The organism is Kribbella sp. NPDC051587, assembly GCF_044453945.1.
In the GTDB taxonomy this organism is placed as follows: domain Bacteria; phylum Actinomycetota; class Actinomycetes; order Propionibacteriales; family Kribbellaceae; genus Kribbella.
In genome coordinates this window covers 706,703-725,527 of the sequence record NZ_JBITDE010000002.1, presented here as the reverse complement: position 1 = coordinate 725,527, position 18,825 = coordinate 706,703, and the positions used below count along the sequence as shown (strand labels likewise).

Here is an 18,825-nt window from a genome sequence, read left to right as displayed (position 1 = left end):
CAGATCGGGGCATCCCGGGGCATTCCGGGGCATCGCGGGGCAGATCGTCTCCAGCCGTCCTTTCCGTCGTTGCAGAGAGTGTTCGCAGACCTACAATTGCCGCCATGCAAGCCGCCAATGACCTGTTGCGCAGCGCACGAGAGCGCACCCCTTCTCGGCGCGCACCCGGCGAGTACATGTCCCGCGTCGAGCTCGCGGAGACCGTCTGTGCGTGGCTCTGGGAGACGACCGAGGTCCGCTACGAACTGGACGGCCACTACATCGCGAAGCTCGAACGGGGCGCGGTCCGCTGGCCGGGTGCCGCCTACCGCTCCGGCCTGCGCTTCGTCCTGAATGTTGCCTCCGACAACGAGCTCGGCTTCCTCCCGCCGCCCGGCGCACCGGCCGGCGAACTGGAGCTGGTCCCGCCGTCGACCGTCGGCTTCGACCAGGAGGTCGGGCTCGCCGGCGACGAGTCGATCGCCCTGCTGACCTTCGCCGAGGAGTCGAACGTCGGCGACCTCACGGTCGAGCAGCTGCACGCCGACATCGAACGCATCTCCCAGCTCTACCTCCGCACCGCCACCAAGCCGTTGTTCGAACGCAGCCGGGCCGTCCGCGACCGGGCCTTCGTCCTGCTGGCCGGGCGGCAGTCACCGAAGCAGTCACGTGATCTCTACGCCGCCGCGGGCTGGGCGATCACCTTGCTGGCCTGGATGTCCGTCGATCTCGGCCACCCGGAGGTCGCCGAGAGCCACGCGCGGACGGCCTGGGCCTGCGCCGAGGCCGCGGACCACAACGAGCTCCGCGGCTGGATCCGCGCGACCCAGCACACCGCCGCGTTCTGGCAGGACGAGTTCGACCGGGCTGCCGACCACGCCCAGCATGGTCTCCGCTACGCCACCGGAACGTCGCGACTCTTCCTGACCAGTGCACTCGCGGTCGACCTCGCCCGCTCAGGCCGGGTCACCGAGGCCCGCGCGGCGCTGGCCGCCGCCCAAGAGGTGCCGTGCACACCATCGATTCCGGAGCTCGGTGGCCCGCTGCTGTGTACACCGGAGCGCGCCGAGGGTTTCTGGGCCGACGCCCAGCTGACGCTGGGCGATGCGAAAGCAACGCTCGTGCACGCGGACCGTTCGGTCGCCCGCTTCGAAGCGAGACCACATGCCCTGCGCAACCCAGGATCCGAGCGGATGGTCAGGCTCCAGCAGGTCAAGGCTCATCTGACGCTCGGTGAGCTCGACGGGGCCATCGCTGCTCTCGAGCCCGTCCTCACCACATCCCTGGAGTACCGGGTCCGCCCGCTGATCCACCGCATGGGCGAGGTCGCTGCCATGACGGCCCCCTACACCCGCGTCGCGAGAGCACGACAGCTCCGCGAACGCATCCGTGAGTTCATCTATCGCCCTGACCTACCGGGCCGGCAGCTCGACCACAGACCCCAACCCCTGATCGCAAAGGAGTCCTAGCCACATGATCGACCACGTCCGCGATCACTGGTACTGGCGTCCGGGCTGGCGACAGGGACGGTCCTTCTACACCTGGCACCTCACGTTCCGGTACGCCGCCGCCCTCGCAGCACTGCACAGCAGCTACGAGCCGCTGCTGTGCTCGATGCCGGAGCTCACGCCCGTCCCCCGCCAATGGCTGCACCTGACCCTGCAGGGCGTCGGCTTCGCCGACAAGCTCAACCCAGCGGAGCTCGACTCGATCGTCGCCGCTACTCGCGACCGCCTCGAGTCAGCAGCGCCCTTCGGCGTCACCGTCGGACCGGCGATCGTCGACCTCGAGAGCCTCCAGCTCCCGGTCTACCCGGCCGACAACCTTCGTCAGCTCCGCATCGTCCTGCGCGACGCAATCAAGGAGATCTGGGGCGAGGACTCTCTCCCGGCCTTTCCCGACCTCAACCCACACATCTCACTGGGCTACTGGAACCAGTCGGCCCCGGCCGAACCGCTGCGCGACCGCGTGGCGAAGTTCGGCGAGCACACCACGCAGCTCTACATCAACGAGGTCAGCCTGATCGACCTGAACCGCGACCAGCTCTGCTACCAATGGACGCCGTACGTCGCCCTCCCCCTCGGCCGGCCCACCCATGACTGACGACAGCGCAGCCCGCGTGATCCGTGCCCTCCTCGACTACGGCTCCATCTGGACCACCCACGACCTGGTCGACCTCAGCCAGGCACCCGCCCCCGCCGTACGGCGAATCATCGACAACTTGAGCGCCGTCTCCCTCGTGGAACGTCGCCGCGGCGGCATCATCGCCGTACCGGACTGGTCTCGTCTGCTCCGCCACTGGGCCGCCGACTCCCCCGCGCCGGCCACCAGCCAACTCTCCCGCTGGAAGCCCAGCGCCAGCCACGACGACCTCTTCCACCACCTCGCAACCAGCCCCGTCCGATACGCCCTCACCGGCACCCACGCGGCCGCCTTCTGGACCGCTGGCCCCATCGAAGACGACCCCGTCATCTACACCCCCGACCCCCAAGCCGCTGCCACCGCCTGGGACCTCACCCCCTCCCCCACCGGCACCGTCGTCCTCATCCAGCCCACCACCGACGTCGTCTACACCCGCCGCCGAAGCACCCCCACCGGCCTCCGCCTAGCCGCCCCCACCCAAGTCCTCGCCGACCTCCTGACCCCCGACCAAGACCCCACCCCCCAAGCAGCCCTCCTCCTAACCCGCTGGATGCAAACCCACATCCGGACATGGCGCTACTAGCGCCAGCCCGAACCCGCCGTACCAGCTGGGCAGTCGCTCCGTTGGGCTGTCCCGCGCGGATTGGGAGATGACGCCGGCCGGGGCCGGACAGCGCAACGTCCTGAAAACGCATTACGAGCGCGTTGGCTCCGGCCCGGTTGCCTACTTGGATGAGACCTACCACGTCGAGCAGGACGGCCGACCACGGTTCTACGTCATGGCAGCCGTCGTCGTACTCGAGCCCGATCGCGATGCCCTGCGCAACGAAATCGACGACCTCGTTCCCTCCGGCTGGTGGCACACCACGAACGAACTGCGCTCCACGGACGGTCGAGCACGTGTTCGGACGTTGCTGGAGACCCTCCGAGTGCCGGACGAGACATGCATCGTCGTCGACAAGGTCTCGGTGAACCGCGGCGATGACAAAGACGGAACCCGTGCTCGCGGCACCGTCCTCGGACGGCTTCTGACTGTCCTCCACACCGCCGAGCACGGGACTCATCCGCCGGTTGGACTCGCTGTCCTGGAAGAGCACCGGGTGGCGCGGATCAACAACCATGACCGTGCGGTCAGAGCCGGCTTGATCGCAGCCGGTGGCATCGCCGAGTCGATGGCGCTGGTCTCGGTCTCTCCTGGGTCGGAACACCTGCTGTGGCTGCCCGACCTCGTCTGTAGCGCCTATCGGCAGAAGATGGTGGCGGGTCGGCGTGATCTGTTCGATGCGGTCGAGAACCTCACCCACGTCGTACAGCTCCCGTAGAAATAGCAAACCCCCGGCTGCCGTAGCTACACCGAGGGCCAACCTGGCTCACTCAACCTGAAGGCGAGAAGCCGAAGCCTTTGCTGGTCACTAACTTACTAGGGCATTTGAACGCTGTCCAACCATCTGCCGTGGCCGGCGAGGCCTGGCTGGGTTAGAGGCTGCAGTTCACCAGGACTGGTTCGTTGACGAGGGTGATGGCGAAGGCTTGGTGGACTTGGGAGCGGACGTGGGTGGCCAGGGAGAGGAGGTCCTTGGCGGTGGCGGTGCCTCGGTTGGTGAGGGCGAGGGTGTGTTTGGAGGAGACGGCGGCGGCGCCGAGGGTGAAGCCCTTGGGGATGCCGGCGTGCTCGATGAGCCAGGCGGCGCTGGTTTTGACGCGGCCGTCGGGCTGGGGCCATTGGGGGGCGCCGGCGGGGACCTCGGCGGGGGTGTCGAGGATGGGGTTGGTGAAGAAGGAGCCGGCGCTCCAGGTGTCGTGGTCGGTGGGGTCGAGGACCATGCCTTTGCTGCGGCGCAGGGCGAGGACGGCTTCGCGGACGTCGGCCATCGGGGCGCGGGAGTCGGGTTCGACGTCGAGGACGCGGGCCAGTTCGGCGTAGCCGATGGGCGCGGAGAGGTTGCCGAGCTTCAGCTGGAAGGCGACCTCCAGTACGACGAAGCGCTCGGGCGCGGCCTTGAACCGGGAGGAGCGGTACTCGAAACCGCAGTCGGCGGCGAAGATCGTCCGGATCCGGGACTCGGAGCGGTCCCAGACGCGGACCGAGGCAATGGTTTCGGCGACCTCGTGGCCGTAGGCGCCGACGTTCTGGACGGGGGTCGAGCCGGTCAGGCCGGGGATGCCGGACATCGACTCGAGGCCGCTCCACTCCTCGGCGATCGCGCGCTGGACGACGGCATCCCAGTCCTCGCCGGACTGGATGTGGATCATCGCGCCGGAGCAGGCGTCGGCGTCGACCTTGATGCCCTTGGTGGCGATCTTGATGACCGTGCCGCGGAAGCCGTCGTCGCCGATCACCACGTTGCTGCCGCCGGAGAGCAGCAGCACGGGCTCCTCGGCCGCGTCGGCGTCGCGGATGGCGGTGATCAGCTCGTCCTCGGTGGTCACCTCGACGAGTTTGTCGGCCGGCCCACCGATGTGGAGGGTGGTGAAGTCGGCCAGCGGTACCTGGGTTCTCACGAGACGCGCACGACCGCCCGGGACCGGCCGAGGACCTTCTCGCCACCGAAGACGGCGGTGATGTCGAACTCGGCGAGACCGTCGGCGACCTTGTCGGCCTTGGCCGAGAACGTCACCTCGGCACCGTCGGCGTCATCCGGTACGACGACCGGCTTGGTGAACCGGACCCCGTACTCGACCAGGTCGGCCGGGTCGTCCAGCCAGTCGGTGACCACGCGGGCCGCGGAGGCCATCGTGAGCATCCCGTGCGCGATCACACCGGGCAGGCCGAGGTCGGCCGCCATCCGGTCGCTCCAGTGAATCGGGTTGAAGTCGCCACTGGCACCGGCGTACCGGACCAGGTCCTCGCGGCGGAACGTCACGGTCAGCGTGGGGAGGACATCACCCGCGGAAACGGCCTTCATGACTCCGCCCGGTTGTGGGAGATCGTGGAGGTCGAGGTGGCGATCGGCTCGCCGTCGACCGTGCTGAGCGCGGTTTCGTACATGATCACCTCGACGTCACCGGCCTTGCGCACGGTGGTGATGGTCGCGGTGGCCGCGATGTCGTCACCGGCCTTGATCGGGCGGGTGTAGCTGAACTTCTGCGCGCCGTGCACGATCCGGTCGAGCCGCAGCCCGAGCTCCTTGTCGTTCAGCAGCTGCTCGAGCGCGCGGCTGCCGAGCATGAACGCGAAGGTCGGCGGTGCCACCGCGTCGTCACCGGTGTACGCCGGGTTGTCGTCGCCGATCGCGGCGGCGAACTCCCGGATCTTCTCCCGGCCGACCAGGTAGGACTCGGCGGCCGTGTAGCTCCGGCCGACCATCGTGGCGTCGATCGTCATATCGCAAGAGCCTACTGGCACACTGAGACACCCGGCGCCGCCACCCGGGGATTACTGAGACCCGACTGGGGAAGGTCGAACGTGACGGCAGTAGCGGCGCTGGCCAGGTATGCGCCTCGGTACAAGCTGGAGATCGGTACGCCGGACGGCCCGGAGTGGCTGCGGGTGGACAGGATCCTCGAGCAGGACGGCCCGGAGCTCACCGAGCTCCTCAAGCGGGACAACGACGCGAGCGGGCACGTCTCCGCGCACGCGAACGCCCTGAGCCTGATGTCCTTCTACGCGGGCCGCGCACCGGCCGCTGCACTCCTCTTGTGGGCGCTCGAGGGCCATGTCCTCGACATCCGGCCGCAGAACGTGTGGCTAAGACCACACGACGGCCACGGCATCGCCGCCGTCGCCATCCGGTCCGCCGATTACCTGCCAGGCGGTCTGCAGACCCTGTACGACGTTGTGCTCCGTCAGCACCTGCTCCCACTGTCCGAGGAGTTGCACCGGCGGACGAGAGCCGGCCTGCGCCAGGTGCACGGCGGAGTGGCGGCGGGCTGCGCCATGGCGTTCTGCGCGGCCACCCGGGAGGACGAGACGGTCGACCCGGGGTTCCTGCTCGAGCGCTGGCAGACCTTCGTCGCGAAGGCTCCGGGTGGGCTCAGCAGGCTGGGCGACGTGGAGCTGGCCGGTGGGAAGCTCGTCTACCTGCGGAAGACCTGCTGCCTCTACTACACGAGCGAGGTCGGTGACGGGGCGCTCTGCGGCTCCTGCTGCCTCACTCCGCGGGACGAGCGGCTGGCGGCCTACGAGGCGGGCCGGCCCATCATCACCGTCTGAAGACATGAGAAGGGCCGCCCCGGTTTCCCGGAGCGGCCCTCACGAAAGACTGCTGAGATCAGCGGGTCTCGCGGTGGTCCGTGTGGTCGTTGCAACGCGCGCAGTACTTCTTCATCTCCAGACGGTCCGGGTCGTTACGCCGGTTCTTCTTGGTGATGTAGTTGCGCTCCTTGCACACCGTGCACGCCAACGTGATCTTCGGGCGGATGTCGGTTGACTTGGCCACTGCTGCCTCTTTAGCTCATGAGTGCGCAACTTGGGTGATCGCACTCTCGAAGTACTGCCTTGCGTGGTAGCGGGGGCGGGAGTCGAACCCGCGACACCACGATTATGAGCCGTGTGCTCTAACCACCTGAGCTACCCCGCCGGGAGATTTCGTCAGCCCATCCAGCGAACCGGATGAGCTGTCGATCTCAGAGCCCCTTTACGGAATCGAACCGTAGACCTTCTCCTTACCATGGAGACGCTCTGCCGACTGAGCTAAAGGGGCGGGCCGAGGAGAGAGATTACACGGTCTGCCGCCTCGATGTGAAATCGAGCCAGGCGCACTGTGTGCCCCCCTCTGTCCGACTCGGAAATCATACCGGGTCCCAGGGAGTGCTTTTGACCAACCCCGCCACCAATCTTGATCGGGCCTGGTGTCGAGATCGGGGAACCGGCTTCGTCGTACAGGTAGAGGCATCCAGCGACGAGAGGACGATCAGATGACCGCGCTACCGACAGTGGTCCCGGCCGAGGACTGGGAGAAGGCCCGGGCCGAGCTGCTCACGGCCGAGAAGGAGGCCACCCGGGCCCTGGACCGCCTGGCGGCCCAGCGACGCCGGTTGCCCATGGTCCGGTTCGGCGAGTACACCTTCGAGTCCCCGAGCGGCCCGGTGACGCTCCTGGAGCTGTTCGGCGACCAGCAGCAGTTGGCGCTCTACCAGTTCATGCACACCGGCCCCGACCACTTCTGCCCGGGCTGCACGAACTTCACGAACCAGGTGACCGATCTGGAGGGCCTGGCGCGCGACGGTATGGCCTGGGCGACCGTGTCGGACATGCCGCTGGACCAGATGAGCGGCTACTGGAAGCAGCAGGGCTGGACGGTCCCGTTCGCCTCCTCAGCCGGTACGACGTTCTCCGCCGACTGTGGAGCCGGGGGAGGCTTCCTGCTGAACGTGTTCCTCCGCGACGGCGACACGGTCTACCGCACCTACTCGACCGGCCAGCGCGGCGTCGACCGGCTGATGTTCGTCCCCAACATCCTCGACCTGGCACCGTACGGCCGGCAGGAGGAGTGGGAAGACTCCCCTGCCGGCTGGCCACAGCACCCGACGTACGGCTAGGCCTAGACGCGGCTGGGGTATCGCAGTACCGGCATCACATCTGTGACGAAGGTCTCCACCGAGGCGCGACTCTCGACCTCGGGGAGTTGTCGATCAGGGTAGGTCCAGAACTTCACCGGACCTTCTTCTCGCCGGCAGTCACCGGCAGTCCGAGCCGATTGCCGGTGACCGGCGCTGGGCAGGTCCCGAACGCAGTGAACGCGAACGGCAGGTTGATGGCGCGGTTGAAGTCGATCAGCACCGACCCGTCGCGCTCCACCACACCTGTCGTCACAGTGCGCCACGGCGTAGTCTCAGAGCCATTGGTGGGGTCATAGAAGGACAGCGACAGCCGCCCGTCCGACGCAGCCGTCGCCACCAGCTCGTACGCCGAGTCGTCCAGCGCCAGGTGAACCGTCCCAACCGCAGTGACGTGTTGACGCAGGTCCTTGCGCGCCGTTGACACCTCCACCCGCTCCGGAGCCCCGTACGGCGTGTACCAGCCGCGCACCGCCCACTCCGGCTCCAGCCGGTACGTCGGTACGCCGGTGAACCCTTGTCGGGTCTCAGCACGGGGGTCGCGCTGGCGAACGGCGTACCGGCCGCCACGTAACACCAGCTCGATCAGGCGGTCGCCGTACAGGAGCCAGCTGAGTGAACCGGCCTCAGCGACCGTTGCCGAGGTCTCGTGCACCGGTGCCCCATTCAACGTCAGCGCACCATCAGCCGCCACATGCGCCCGGCCGTCAGCCACCCACCACGTCCCGGGCAGCCCCGGCAGCGCAGCGGGTTCCGACGGGAGCCAGTTGAACCCGACGATGCTCAGCCAGCCGTAGTCCGTGTTCAGGTCCTGCTCACGCGCCGCGTGCCAGGTCTGCCAGTCCTGCTCCAGATCAGAGACAACGGTCACGAGGCCAGGTCCTTCCGGGATTCGCGGTGGGCAACTTCGGAGCGGACCAGCGGGATGACGTAGCGGCCGAAGTCGATCGCGTCGTCGTAGATGTCGTAGCCACGTGCCGAGAAGATCCGGATGCCGAGGTCGTAGTAGTCGAGCAGCGCGGCAGCGATCGTCTCGGGCGTTCCGACCAGTGCGGTCGAGTTGCCGCCACCACCGGTCAGACCGGTCGGTCCGGTCCACAAGGCGCGGTCGTGCCGCTCTCCCTCGGCCACGGCCTTGAGCAGCCGCTGCGAGCCGGCGTTCTCCGGAGTCTTCGAGCGGAGACGGGCGCGCGGCGACGGCGTACCGGCTTGGACGTCCTTGATCCGGCCGAGGATGCGCTCGGCCTTCTCCCAGGCCAGCTCCTCGGTCGCGCCGATGATCGGCCGGAAGGCGATCTGGATGGTTGGTCGATCAACCCGGCCGGCACGCGCAGCCTCAGCCTCGATCGTGGCGAGCTGCTCGCGGGTTCCGGCCAGCGGCTCACCCCAGAGCGCGAAGATGTCCGCCTCGGCCGCACCGACGGCGTACGCGGCAGCCGACGAGCCACCGAAGGAAATCCGCGGCCGGGGCTGCTGCAGCGGCTTGATGTCCGCGACGAACTGCTCGAACTGGTAGTGCTTCCCGGCGAAGTCGAACCGCTCGTCGGACGTCCAGGCCTGCTTGAGGATCTGGATGAACTCCTGCGTGCGCCCGTACCGGTCGTCCTTGCTCAGGAAGTCGCCCTCGGCGGCCTGGTCGGCGGTCGAGCCGCCGGTGATGACGTGCACCTCGAACCGCCCGCCACTGAGGTGGTCGAGCGTCGCGAAGGTCTTGGCGGTCAGCGTCGGGTAGGCGACGTTGGGCCGGTGCGCGACGACGAGGTTGATGTGCTCGGTCTTGCCGGCGACGTAGGCCGCGACCTGCGACGGGTCCGGCGATCCGGAGTGGTACGCGAACAGGATCCGGTCCCAGCCGTTGTCCTCGTGGGCGCGGGCCAGCTTGGCGGTGTACTCCAGATCGAGCGCACCACCGGTGCGCGGCTCGACCTCACTGGCCGGGTTGGTCCCGGCGATGCCCAGGAACTCAACTGGCATGGCGTTCTTCCTTCCGTACGGCGGGCGCCAAGGGCGCTAGCAAAGTGAGCAGATTCCGGGCGACCGCGTCGTTCTGGCGGAAGCCGGGACCGTTGAAATGCGGGCGAGAGAATCCCGACGAACCGGCGGAGCCGGAGACCGACGGGCCGAGCAGGAACAGTCCGGGATGCACGGAACCGTCGGCGCGAATCGCCCGGCTGGCAGCGTCGGCCTTGAGCTGACCACCGCCGAGACTCGTCCCGTCGGCGGCGAACAACTCGTCGGCGGCCAGGGTTCCGTCGGCCAACAGCCCACGCAGCAAGGGATCCGTGGCAGCCAGTACGTCGGGCCGCGGCAACCGCGCTTCGACAAACGCCCGCGCCCGGACCTTCCCGCCGATCGCCGGCGACCGGGCCACGAACCGATCGTTGTCAATGGCAACTTCCAGGTCGGGACCGGCGAACCGGACGATCCCGGCCCGGTGCAGCGCGAGCAGCTCCTCGAGCCGACGCGGCGGCGGACCGCTCGCGACGAAGGAGAAGAACCCGTGCCACTCGGTCTCGACTCGCCGTACCCGGTCCTCGTCGCTCAACCGTCCTTCGGTGATGGCGACCGACAGCACGCTGTAGATGCTCAGCAACGCGTTGAAGACCGCGAGGTCGGCCGAATGGTCCGGGTTGGCACGCCGCAGCAGATCGCTCTCGATCAGCTCGGTGAGGAACTGCTCGAACGTGAACCAGTCCTCGAAGAACCGGCCGTGCAGCGGCCGATCCACCGCCGACCGCACGAACCGATCAGCAGGATCCGGTACGGCGTCCGCCACCGCGGCCACGAATTCCGGTGCGTCGGGCAACGATCGGTCGAGGACCTCCAGGAAGCGAGGCCATTCCCAGCGCGTCCGTTCGGAGTGCGCGCGGAACAGTTGCTGGTAATGCGCGAAGGCCAGTTCCTTGTCGATCAACGGCTGGAGCTGACTGTCGAAGTCGAGCACCCCATCGCCGTACGAGTCGAGGGCTGCCTTGGTCAGGTAGCGGGTCGGGACGGGCTTGGTTCCGGCCACGGTGTAACCGAGTTTGGCGTGATACGGGACGCCGCGCCGCGAGCCGACGTACAGGATCGGCTCGGCACCGGACGGGTTGTACGTGAGCAGGCCGTCGCATTCGTCGTACCAGCCGCCGCGGGCCTCGGTGAGCAGGACCATCAGGTCGATGAAGGCCTGTCCGAAGCCGCGGACGATCACGTGTTCTCCGGGCTGCAGCTCGCCGAGATCCACGTCGGCGGTGTAGCCCGGTGGGATGTAGGTGAGACCAGCAGCCTTGGCCTTCGCGGCCCAGGCGGTCTCCGATGCCGTCGGCAACCGATCGAGATAGCCGAGCGCCAGAACCACCAAGTCTGCTTGGATTTCGACTCCCGACGCGAGGATCACTCGCTGGTCGGGGGTCAGTTCGACCGCTCGTTCGAGGTGGGTGGTCACCGTGGCCGGTAGGTCACGGACGACGCGGTCCCAGACCCAGGAGAGGTACTCCGCCTGGACCAGCCGGGGTGGGAAGTCCATCGGGCCGGGCTGCTGGATACCAGCCCGCTCGAGGATGGTCGCGCCGGCACCGGCAACCCAGGTGGCGAGGTCGGGCCCCGGCCGGATCGGCCCCTCGCACTCGACGGACTCGTCGGTGAAGATCGTGACGTCCGAGGTCATCGAGTTCATCCAGAGCAGGCGCGACTGCTCGCGTCGCCAGATCCGGCCGCCACCAGCGGGGAACGGATCCACGACATGGATCTCGACCGGGCCGTCCCCGAGCAACTCCTCGGCGTTGGCCGCGAACCGCTCGAGGAGTCCGACCGTCCGTGGTCCACCGCCGACGAAGACCACGGTCGGTCGGCGGTGGATGGTGCTCACCTGACTCATTGGTCGATTCCGAGGTGCGAGCGGAGCGTCGTACCGGCGTATTCGGAGCGGAAGACGCCGCGTTCACGGAGCAGGGGGACGACCCGGTCGACGAAGTCGTCGAGGCCGCCCGGGGTGAGGTGCGGGACCAGGACGAAGCCGTCGGCGGCGTTCTCCTGGACGTGGTGATTCATCTCGGTGGCGACGGTCTCCGGCGAACCGATGAAGGTCTGGCGGTTCTGCTGGTTGATCACCGTCTGCCGCAGCGACCAGTTGTTGGCCTCGGCGGCCTCCCGCCACTCCTTGATGATCGACGCCGGGTCGTTGAACCCGGTCCGGCCTTGGGTGACGTTGGATCCGATCACCGGGTCCTCGGCAGGCAGCGGCCCGTCCGGGTCGTACGACGAGAGGTCGCGGCCCCAGATGAGCTCCGCGAGGACGATCGCGGTCGGGCCGGAGACCTGCTGTTCGCGGATGTGGCGCGCCTTCTCGACCGCCTCGGCGTCGGTGTCGGCGACTACGACCGTGACCGCGGGCATGATCTTCAGCGACTCTTCGGTACGGCCGTGCTTGGCCAGGCGGTCCTTCACGTCCTTGTAGAAGGTCTGCCCGGCCGCGAACGACCCGTGCCGGCTGAAAATCACGTCCGCACCGGACGCCGCGAAGTCCCGACCCTGATCGCTGTCACCGGCCTGGATCACGACCGGCCGCCCTTGTGGTGAAGGCGGCAGGCCGAAGCGGCCCTGGATGCTGAAGTGCGCGCCGTCGTCCGCAAAGGCCCCAGTGCCCTCACGGGCGAACACGCCCGCCTCCTGATCCAGTACCAGGTCGTCGTCGGACCAGGACGCCCACAGCTTGCGGACGATCCGGAGCGACTCCTGCGCCCTGACGTAGCGGTCAGCCTTGTCGAGGTAGCCGCCGCGACGGAAGTTCTCGCCGGTGAACGCGTCCCAGGAGGTGACGACGTTCCACGCGGCGCGACCGCCGGAGAGGTGGTCGAGCGTGGCGATCCGCTTGGCCAGTTCGTACGGTTCGTTGAACGTCGAGTTGACCGTTGCTGCGAGACCGAGGTGCGTGGTGACCGCGGCCAGCGCACTGAGCACGGTGAGCGATTCGGGTCGGCCGACGACGTCGAGGTCGTGGATCCGCCCCTTCACCTCCCGCAACCTGAGCCCTTCGGCGAGGAAGAAGAAGTCGAACGTGCCCCGCTCGGCCGTCGCCGCCAGATGCTTGAACGACGCGAAGTCGATCTGTGAACCGGACTCCGCATCGGCCCACACCGTCGTGTTGTTCACACCCGGAAAGTGCGCCGCCAGGTGGATCTGCTTCGTCATCGCGCTCCCTCCGCGTACCGGTTCGCCGGCCGCCCCAACCCCAACCGGCTCCGCAAAGTCACCACCCGCTCCGACTTACTTGCCTGCAGCAACGGCAACAACCGATCCGCGATCGCCGGTACGTCGAGCTCCAACGAGGCCGGCCTGAAGTGCACCCCGTCGACCCCCGCCGCCTGCCACTCCCGCACCAGACTCGCGAGCCCCTCAACCCCACCCACGTAGTCGAACGCCCCACCCTCAGCCCGTCGCTCAGCCGCACCCCGATCCTCATCAATCAGTACGCCGACCGAAACCAGCACCCGAGGTCCCCCACCCCCCGCCCCCGGCTCCACCCCATCCGAGCGGGCGGAGTTCGCAGAAGAGCTGGTCTGGCCGCCGGCTGCCGACGAGGTGGTGCGGGCTGCACCAGCCGAGGAGTCGCCTCCGGCGGATGCCGATCCCGCAACGGGCGCCGCACCGTCCGAGCGAGTGGAGTTCGCAGAAGCACTCGCCCCAGGGCTGGGCTGAGCAGCCGCTGCCGCACCTCGGCGGCCGGAGGCTGCACCACGAGCGGCGGCTCGGATGCGCTCCACGCGCTCCGCCAGGTTCTCCGCCCCTGGCAGCAGCACGAGCTCGGCGTCTCCTGCCGCCTCGAGCGCCTCGGGGGTGTTCACTCGGACGGCCGTTACCGGGTGACCTTGTGGGGGGCGCGGGACGATGGATGGGCCTTTGATGGTGAAGGTGGGGGATTCGTAGTTGACGTAGTGGAGGCGGTCGCGGTCGATGAAGCGGCCGGTGGGGGCGTCGCGGATGATGGCGTCGTCGTCCCAGGAATCCCACAGGCGGCGGCTCACGTCGACGACGTACCGGGCTTCTCGCCAGAGGTCGGCGGCCGGCGCTGGTTCGCGGCGGCCGATGACGGACGCGGCTGCGGCGGAGGTGGAGACGTCGGCGACCCAGCCGCCGCGACCGGACGACACGTAGTCGAGGGTCGCGACCGAGGCCTGCACGTGGAACGGCTCGGTGTGCGTGACCGTGATGGTCGGCAGGAGCCCGATGCGTGAGGTGGCTGGCGCGATGCGCGCGGCCAGGCCGAGTGCATCCAGCCGCACGCTCACAGCACCAGTCGCATCCGCAGGCGCTTCCAGCGTGTCGACGAACGTTGCGATGTCGATCCCGGCAGCCTCCGCACGCTGTACGGCGCGCAGGGCGAGCGAACCCGTGAGGATCGCCCCCGGGTCCACCTCCGGTCCACGCCAGGCGCCCGGGTGACCGCCGGCACCGTCGATCTCGATTGCGGTGATCAGTCGACTCATGAGGCCACCTTCAGAGCGGGTGTGAGGTCCTTGGTGAACGGCAGCGGGCCGATCGACTCCGGGTCGGCGTCCACGTCGAACTGCGGTTCGAAGCCGACGGCTCGGTAGAGCGCGGCTGCTTCCGGCTGGCGGGGTCCGGTGGTGAGGTAGAGCTTGCGGTAACCGAGATCGATCGCCGCCTGCTCCAACTCCGCGAGCACCCGGCGACCCAGCCCCTGCCGCCGATGCAGATGTGAGGTCCACATCCGCTTCACCTCGGCCGTCTGATCGTCGTACCGGCGAATGGCACCACCGGCCACCGTCTGACCGCCGTACCGGAGGAGCACGAACGCACCGCCGCTGTCAGCGTGGAAGTCGGTCGGCGGGACCTCGGTGAGCTGCGTGTTCTCGTTCGTCCGGCCGTAGCGAGTGCTGTACTCGACCACCAGATCGGCGAGCAGCGGCGCGGCCTCCGGGTCCTCGGGCCGAGCCCGGACCACCTCGATCGCCGCGGTCTGTACCGGCGGGCTGTCGACCACCTCACCGCCTTCGACGGCGGTCAGGAACGCCTCGGTCACCTGGTAGAGCGGCACCGAGGCGGTTTGATCAAGCAGTACGCCGCCACCGTCGTACAGGTTGATGTGTGACGACAGCACGAACCAGCCCTGGGTGATCGCGCCAGGGCCGAGGCTGTTGAGGACCGGCCGGAGTGCGTAGTCGATCACCAGCACGTGCGCCGGCGTCCCACCTGTTGCCAACGGCAACACTGTCTTGCCCTTCAGTGCGTACTGCGGCAGCAGGTCCAGGAAGACCTTCAGCAGACCGGCGTACGCCGCCTTGTACACCGGAGTCGTGACGACGACCGCGTCGGCCGACTCGAGAGTCTTGATTGCGGCCGCGATACCGGGGTCGTCGGCGTCGCCGTGCAGCAACGGGCCGGCCGGGAGGTCGCGGAGCACGATGGGGGTGACCTCGTGACCGTGACTGATCAGACGCTTGGTGACGTAGTCGAGGACGGCGTCGGTCCGGGACGGTACCGACGGGCTGCTGGAGATCGTTGCGATGGTCGCCATGTTTCTCCTACTCGTGCACTACTTGGCTGGAGGCTTGGGAAGGCCGGGAGGGTTGACCAACGACTTCGGGACGGCCTCGCCGCTGAGGCCCCACTTGGCCAGCACCTTCGCGTAGCTGCCGTCGGCGATCGCCGCGTTCAGCGCGTCGGCCAGCGGTTTGACCAGGCCGTTGTCCTTCTTCGTGGTGATCCCGACCAGGCCCTGGATCGGATAGCCGGACGACACCGTGCCGACGATCTCGGTCTGGTGCTGCGTGGCGACGTGGTACGTCGCGTTCGGGTTCGGACCGAGGTACAGGTCGATCCGGCCGGACTGCAGCGCGAGGAAGGTGTCAGCGGACTGCTGGTAGTACTTGAGGTCGGCAGGCGGACGGCCGGCGGCCGCGTTCTGCTTGTTCCACTCCAGCAGGATCGCCTCCTGGAGCGTCCCCGAACTGACCGCGACCTTCTTGCCGGAGATGTCGGCCGGACCGCTGATCTTCAGCCCGGAACCCGCCTTCGCCTCGAACGCGTGCAGACCGAGCCGGTAGGTCGCGAAGTCGTATTTCTCCTTGCGCAGTTCGGAGACGCCGATGTTGGAGGCGCCGATCTGGTACTTGCCGGAGTCCAGCCCGAGGAACAGGTTCTCCCAGCTGGTCGTCTGGACGTCGGTCTGCAACCCGAGCACGCTGGCGACGAGGTAGGCGATGTCGATCTCGACACCGATCGGTGTCTTGTTGTCGTCGGCCGTGAACCCGAGCGGCGGCTGACCGCCACCAGCGGAGCCGTTGCCGACCACCAACTTGCCACTCGCCCGGATCTCGGCGGGCAACTCCGCGGCGATCGAGTCGACCTTCGCCGACGTGATGTGTTCCTGCTTCCCGGAGGTGTCGAACGACACCACGGACGCGTCCGTCTTCGGCGCCTCCGTCGGCGGGTCGGCGCATGCGGCCAACGAGAGCAGCGCGACACCGATCAGAATCTTCTTCAGCATGATCAGCCCTCAATCCGTGATCGGCAGGCCGGGCGGATTGATCTCCGACTTCTCAACTGCCTCAGTGCCGACGTTCCAGCGGTCGAGCACCTTGGCGTAGCTGCCGTCGGCGATGGCGGCGTTCAGCGCGGCCTGGTAGGCCTTGACCAGCCCGCTGTCCTTCTTCGTCGTCGCGGCGATCAGCCCCTGCAGCGTCGGTCCCGCGCCGGAGAACTTCCCGATCGACTCGGTCTCCCCCGACGTCTTGATGTGGTACGCGATCGACGGGTTGGGTCCGAAGTAGCCGTCGATCCGTCCCGAGCTCAGCGCCAGGTAGGTGTCGGTGTTCTTCTGGAAGTACTTGATCGTTGCCGCCGGCAACCCGGCCTTGATGTTCTGCTCGTTCCAGTCGACCAGGATCTTCTCCTGGTTCGTCCCGGACCCGACCGCGATCGTCTTCCCGGCGATGTCCTTGCCCGACGTCACCCGCCAGGTCCCGCCCTTCTTGGCCTCGAACGCGATGTCGTCCTTGCGGTACGTCGCGAAGTCGTACTTCTGCTTGCGCTTCTCGGTGACCGTGATGTTGGTCAGGCCGACGTCGTACTTGGCCGAGTCGAGACCGACGAACAGGTTCTCCCAACTCGTCACCTCGATCTCCGGCTTCAGCCCGAGCTCACCGGCGAGCAGGTAGGCGATGTCGATCTCGAGCCCGATCGGGGTCTTGTTGTCGTCGGCGTAGAAGCCGAGCGGCACACTGCCGCTGCCTTGGCCGCTGCCGACGATCAAGGTGCCGCGCTCGCGGACCTTCGCCGGGAGCAGCGCGCCGGCCGCGTCATTCTTCGTGACCTCGACGCGCTTCTGGTCGGCCGACGTGTTCACGCCACCGGTCTCGGCCGAGACGTTGGTGGTCGGGTCGGATGAACAGGCGGTTGCCGCGAGCAACAGTCCGGCGGCGAGAACGGCGTACAGGGGAGTTCTCATGTGAATTTCCTCAGAGGACTTTGGAGATGAAGGCGCGCGTGCGCTCGTGGACGGGGTTGTCGAGCACCTGATGCGGTGGGCCCGACTCGACGATCACGCCGCCGTCGATGAAGACCACCGTGTCGGCGATCTCCCGGGCGAAGCCGATCTCGTGGGTGACGACGACCATCGTGGAACCGTCGCGGGCGAGCTCCTTGATCACGTCGAGCACCTCACCGACCAGCTCCGGATCCAGCGCGCTGGTCGGTTCGTCGAACAGCAGCACCTTCGGCTTCAGCGCCAGCGCGCGGGCGATCGCGACTCGCTGCTGCTGACCGCCGGAGAGCTGCCGCGGGTACACGTCGGCCTTGTCGCCGACGCCGACCCGCTCCAGCAGTTCGCGGGCGACGGGTTCGACCTCGCTGCGCTTGCGGCGCTGGGCCGAGACCGGCGCCTCGACGACGTTCTGCAACGCGGTCAGATGCCCGAACAGGTTGAAGTTCTGGAACACGAAGCCGACCTGCGACCGCTGGTGCAGGATCTCGCGCTCGCGCAGCTCGTACAGCTTGTCGCCGCGCCGCTTGTAACCCATCAGCTCGCCGTCGATCCGGATCAGTCCACGATCGACCTTCTCCAGATGGTTGATCGACCGCAGCAACGTCGACTTCCCGGAACCCGACGGCCCCAGGATCACCGTGACGGTGCCGGCCCGGACCTCGAGATCCACACCCTTGAGCACCTCGAGCTCACCGAAGCTCTTGTGCACACCTTTGATGTCAACCATCGCGCTCATCGCACAACCCCCGCCAGCACCCGTCGTACCCGCTGGATAGGTGTCGGGGGCAACGACCTTGCCGTACCGCGGGCGAAGTGCCGCTCGACGTAGAACTGCGCGATCGACAGCAGCGTGGTCAGGACGATGTACCACACCGTTGCCACCATCAGCAGCGGTACGACGCGACTGTTGCGGCCGTAGATCACCTGTACCTGGTAGAAGAGCTCGGGGATCGCCATCACCGACACGATCGACGTGCCCTTGAACAGGCTGATCACCTCGTTGGCGCCGTTCGGCAGGATCGACCGCATCGCCTGCGGAAGGATGATCCGGAAGAACTGCCGCAGTTTCGGGATCCCCAGTGCCGCGGCGGCTTCGGTCTGGCCGGCGTCGACCGAGATGATGCCGCCGCGGATGATCTCGGCCGCATACGCGGCCTGATGCAACGCCAGTCCCAGTACGGCGGCGCCGAGCGGACCGAACAGGTTGTTGGTACTGAAGTGCACGAACTCCGGGCCGAACGGGATCCCCAGGCTCAGTTCCTGATACAGGTAAGCGATGTTGAACCAGAACAGCAGCTGCACGATCAGCGGGATCGAGCGGAAGGCCCAGATGTAGCCCCAGGCAACGACCTGCAGGAACGGACTGCTGGACAGGCGCATCGTCGCCACCACGGCGCCGAGGGCGAAGCCCAGCACGGTTCCGTAGACCGTCAGCTGGATGGTCACCCAGAGCGCGGAGAAGATCGTCCGGGTGGTGAAGAACTGGAAGAACGTCGGCCAATCCCAACCAGGGTTGGTGACCAGGCCGTGCACGAACATCGCGAGCAACGTCAGGACGACCGCGACCCCGACCCAGCGCCATGGGTGGCGCCGGCCGATGACAGGCAGGTCGGCATCGGCCAGTCCAGCGGATGGTGGATCAGCGGTGTCCTGAGCGGACGTCAGTGAAGTGGTCGACACGGAATCTCCCTGGCGGTGGGCAGGCTTACGCGGGCACG

At 67.7% G+C, this 18,825-nt stretch carries 20 protein-coding genes and 2 tRNA genes; 6 read left to right on the top strand and 16 right to left on the bottom strand.

What is annotated here, in order from left to right; all coding sequences use genetic code 11:
• Positions 1–104: 104 nt before the first annotated feature.
• The 4 genes from ACIA49_RS09800 to ACIA49_RS09785 all read left to right on the top strand — a co-directional run bounded on the left by ACIA49_RS09800 (position 105) and on the right by ACIA49_RS09785 (position 3,443).
• On the top strand, positions 105–1,448 hold the full coding sequence (locus tag ACIA49_RS09800; RefSeq protein ID WP_396376735.1) for a hypothetical protein: 1,344 nt from the start codon (positions 105–107) through the stop codon (positions 1,446–1,448).
• A gap of 4 nt (positions 1,449–1,452) precedes the next feature.
• Positions 1,453–2,082 (top strand): 2'-5' RNA ligase family protein, encoded by a 630-nt coding sequence (locus ACIA49_RS09795; protein ID WP_396376734.1) that lies wholly within the window; start codon positions 1,453–1,455, stop codon positions 2,080–2,082.
• Complete coding sequence (locus tag ACIA49_RS09790) at positions 2,075–2,704, top strand: hypothetical protein (RefSeq protein WP_396376733.1); 630 nt, start codon at positions 2,075–2,077, stop codon at positions 2,702–2,704. The genes ACIA49_RS09795 and ACIA49_RS09790 overlap by 8 nt, the downstream gene beginning before the upstream one ends.
• A gap of 67 nt (positions 2,705–2,771) precedes the next feature.
• The gene (locus ACIA49_RS09785) at positions 2,772–3,443 is read left to right on the top strand and encodes a hypothetical protein (RefSeq protein WP_396376732.1); all 672 of its coding nucleotides are present in this window, start codon (positions 2,772–2,774) and stop codon (positions 3,441–3,443) included.
• Positions 3,444–3,597: 154 nt separating this feature from the next.
• On the opposite strand, the gene ACIA49_RS09780 is transcribed toward ACIA49_RS09785, so the two are convergent.
• From ACIA49_RS09780 to ACIA49_RS09770, 3 genes are read right to left on the bottom strand one after another with little or no spacing between them, the layout of a single operon-like run.
• Positions 3,598–4,623: a UDP-N-acetylmuramate dehydrogenase gene (locus ACIA49_RS09780; protein WP_396376731.1), complete on the bottom strand. Its 1,026-nt coding sequence runs from the start codon at positions 4,621–4,623 to the stop codon at positions 3,598–3,600.
• Positions 4,620–5,027 carry a MaoC/PaaZ C-terminal domain-containing protein gene (locus ACIA49_RS09775; RefSeq protein ID WP_396376730.1) on the bottom strand — a complete coding sequence of 136 codons (408 nt, stop codon included), beginning with the start codon at positions 5,025–5,027 and terminating at the stop codon, positions 4,620–4,622. Before ACIA49_RS09775 ends, ACIA49_RS09780 begins: the two co-directional genes overlap by 4 nt.
• Positions 5,024–5,446: a MaoC family dehydratase N-terminal domain-containing protein gene (locus tag ACIA49_RS09770; protein WP_396376729.1), complete on the bottom strand. Its 423-nt coding sequence runs from the start codon at positions 5,444–5,446 to the stop codon at positions 5,024–5,026. The genes ACIA49_RS09775 and ACIA49_RS09770 overlap by 4 nt, the downstream gene beginning before the upstream one ends.
• Before the next feature lie 81 nt (positions 5,447–5,527).
• Between ACIA49_RS09770 and ACIA49_RS09765 the strand changes: the two genes are divergently transcribed.
• Positions 5,528–6,274, top strand: coding sequence for a hypothetical protein (locus ACIA49_RS09765; protein WP_396376728.1), 747 nt, complete (start codon positions 5,528–5,530; stop codon positions 6,272–6,274).
• Between the two features lie 58 nt (positions 6,275–6,332).
• Here ACIA49_RS09765 and rpmG read toward each other — a convergent pair whose 3' ends face one another.
• The 3 genes from rpmG to ACIA49_RS09750 form a co-directional block, all read right to left on the bottom strand.
• A complete protein-coding gene (gene rpmG, locus ACIA49_RS09760) occupies positions 6,333–6,500 on the bottom strand; it encodes a 50S ribosomal protein L33 (RefSeq protein ID WP_012923742.1) in 168 nt (55 codons plus the stop codon).
• Positions 6,501–6,564: 64 nt separating this feature from the next.
• Positions 6,565–6,641, bottom strand: a tRNA-Met gene (locus ACIA49_RS09755).
• Between the two features lie 50 nt (positions 6,642–6,691).
• Positions 6,692–6,764: transfer RNA gene (locus ACIA49_RS09750), tRNA-Thr, on the bottom strand.
• A 214-nt stretch (positions 6,765–6,978) separates the two neighbouring features.
• Here ACIA49_RS09750 and ACIA49_RS09745 point away from each other — a divergent pair.
• Positions 6,979–7,602: a DUF899 family protein gene (locus ACIA49_RS09745; RefSeq protein WP_396376727.1), complete on the top strand. Its 624-nt coding sequence runs from the start codon at positions 6,979–6,981 to the stop codon at positions 7,600–7,602.
• A gap of 112 nt (positions 7,603–7,714) precedes the next feature.
• Here ACIA49_RS09745 and ACIA49_RS09740 read toward each other — a convergent pair whose 3' ends face one another.
• From ACIA49_RS09740 to ACIA49_RS09695, 10 genes are read right to left on the bottom strand one after another with little or no spacing between them, the layout of a single operon-like run.
• Entirely contained in the window at positions 7,715–8,491 is a 777-nt protein-coding gene (locus ACIA49_RS09740; RefSeq protein WP_396376726.1) for a DUF1684 domain-containing protein, read from the bottom strand.
• Complete coding sequence (locus tag ACIA49_RS09735; RefSeq protein WP_396376725.1) at positions 8,488–9,594, bottom strand: LLM class flavin-dependent oxidoreductase; 1,107 nt, start codon at positions 9,592–9,594, stop codon at positions 8,488–8,490. The genes ACIA49_RS09740 and ACIA49_RS09735 overlap by 4 nt, the downstream gene beginning before the upstream one ends.
• Positions 9,584–11,470, bottom strand: coding sequence for an FAD/NAD(P)-binding protein (locus tag ACIA49_RS09730; protein ID WP_396376724.1), 1,887 nt, complete (start codon positions 11,468–11,470; stop codon positions 9,584–9,586). Before ACIA49_RS09730 ends, ACIA49_RS09735 begins: the two co-directional genes overlap by 11 nt.
• Positions 11,471–11,475: 5 nt before the next feature.
• Positions 11,476–12,792 (bottom strand): NtaA/DmoA family FMN-dependent monooxygenase, encoded by a 1,317-nt coding sequence (locus tag ACIA49_RS09725; protein ID WP_396376723.1) that lies wholly within the window; start codon positions 12,790–12,792, stop codon positions 11,476–11,478.
• Entirely contained in the window at positions 12,789–14,087 is a 1,299-nt protein-coding gene (locus ACIA49_RS09720; RefSeq protein ID WP_396376722.1) for an LLM class flavin-dependent oxidoreductase, read from the bottom strand. The genes ACIA49_RS09725 and ACIA49_RS09720 overlap by 4 nt, the downstream gene beginning before the upstream one ends.
• Entirely contained in the window at positions 14,084–15,139 is a 1,056-nt protein-coding gene (ssuE, locus tag ACIA49_RS09715; RefSeq protein WP_396376721.1) for an NADPH-dependent FMN reductase, read from the bottom strand. Before ssuE ends, ACIA49_RS09720 begins: the two co-directional genes overlap by 4 nt.
• 18 nt (positions 15,140–15,157) lie before the next feature.
• Complete coding sequence (locus ACIA49_RS09710) at positions 15,158–16,111, bottom strand: ABC transporter substrate-binding protein (RefSeq protein WP_396376720.1); 954 nt, start codon at positions 16,109–16,111, stop codon at positions 15,158–15,160.
• Positions 16,112–16,120: 9 nt separating this feature from the next.
• Complete coding sequence (locus ACIA49_RS09705) at positions 16,121–17,071, bottom strand: ABC transporter substrate-binding protein (protein WP_396376719.1); 951 nt, start codon at positions 17,069–17,071, stop codon at positions 16,121–16,123.
• A gap of 10 nt (positions 17,072–17,081) precedes the next feature.
• Positions 17,082–17,843, bottom strand: coding sequence for an amino acid ABC transporter ATP-binding protein (locus ACIA49_RS09700; RefSeq protein ID WP_391541326.1), 762 nt, complete (start codon positions 17,841–17,843; stop codon positions 17,082–17,084).
• The gene (locus ACIA49_RS09695) at positions 17,840–18,787 is read right to left on the bottom strand and encodes an amino acid ABC transporter permease (protein WP_396376718.1); all 948 of its coding nucleotides are present in this window, start codon (positions 18,785–18,787) and stop codon (positions 17,840–17,842) included. The genes ACIA49_RS09700 and ACIA49_RS09695 overlap by 4 nt, the downstream gene beginning before the upstream one ends.
• Positions 18,788–18,825 lie beyond the last annotated feature (38 nt).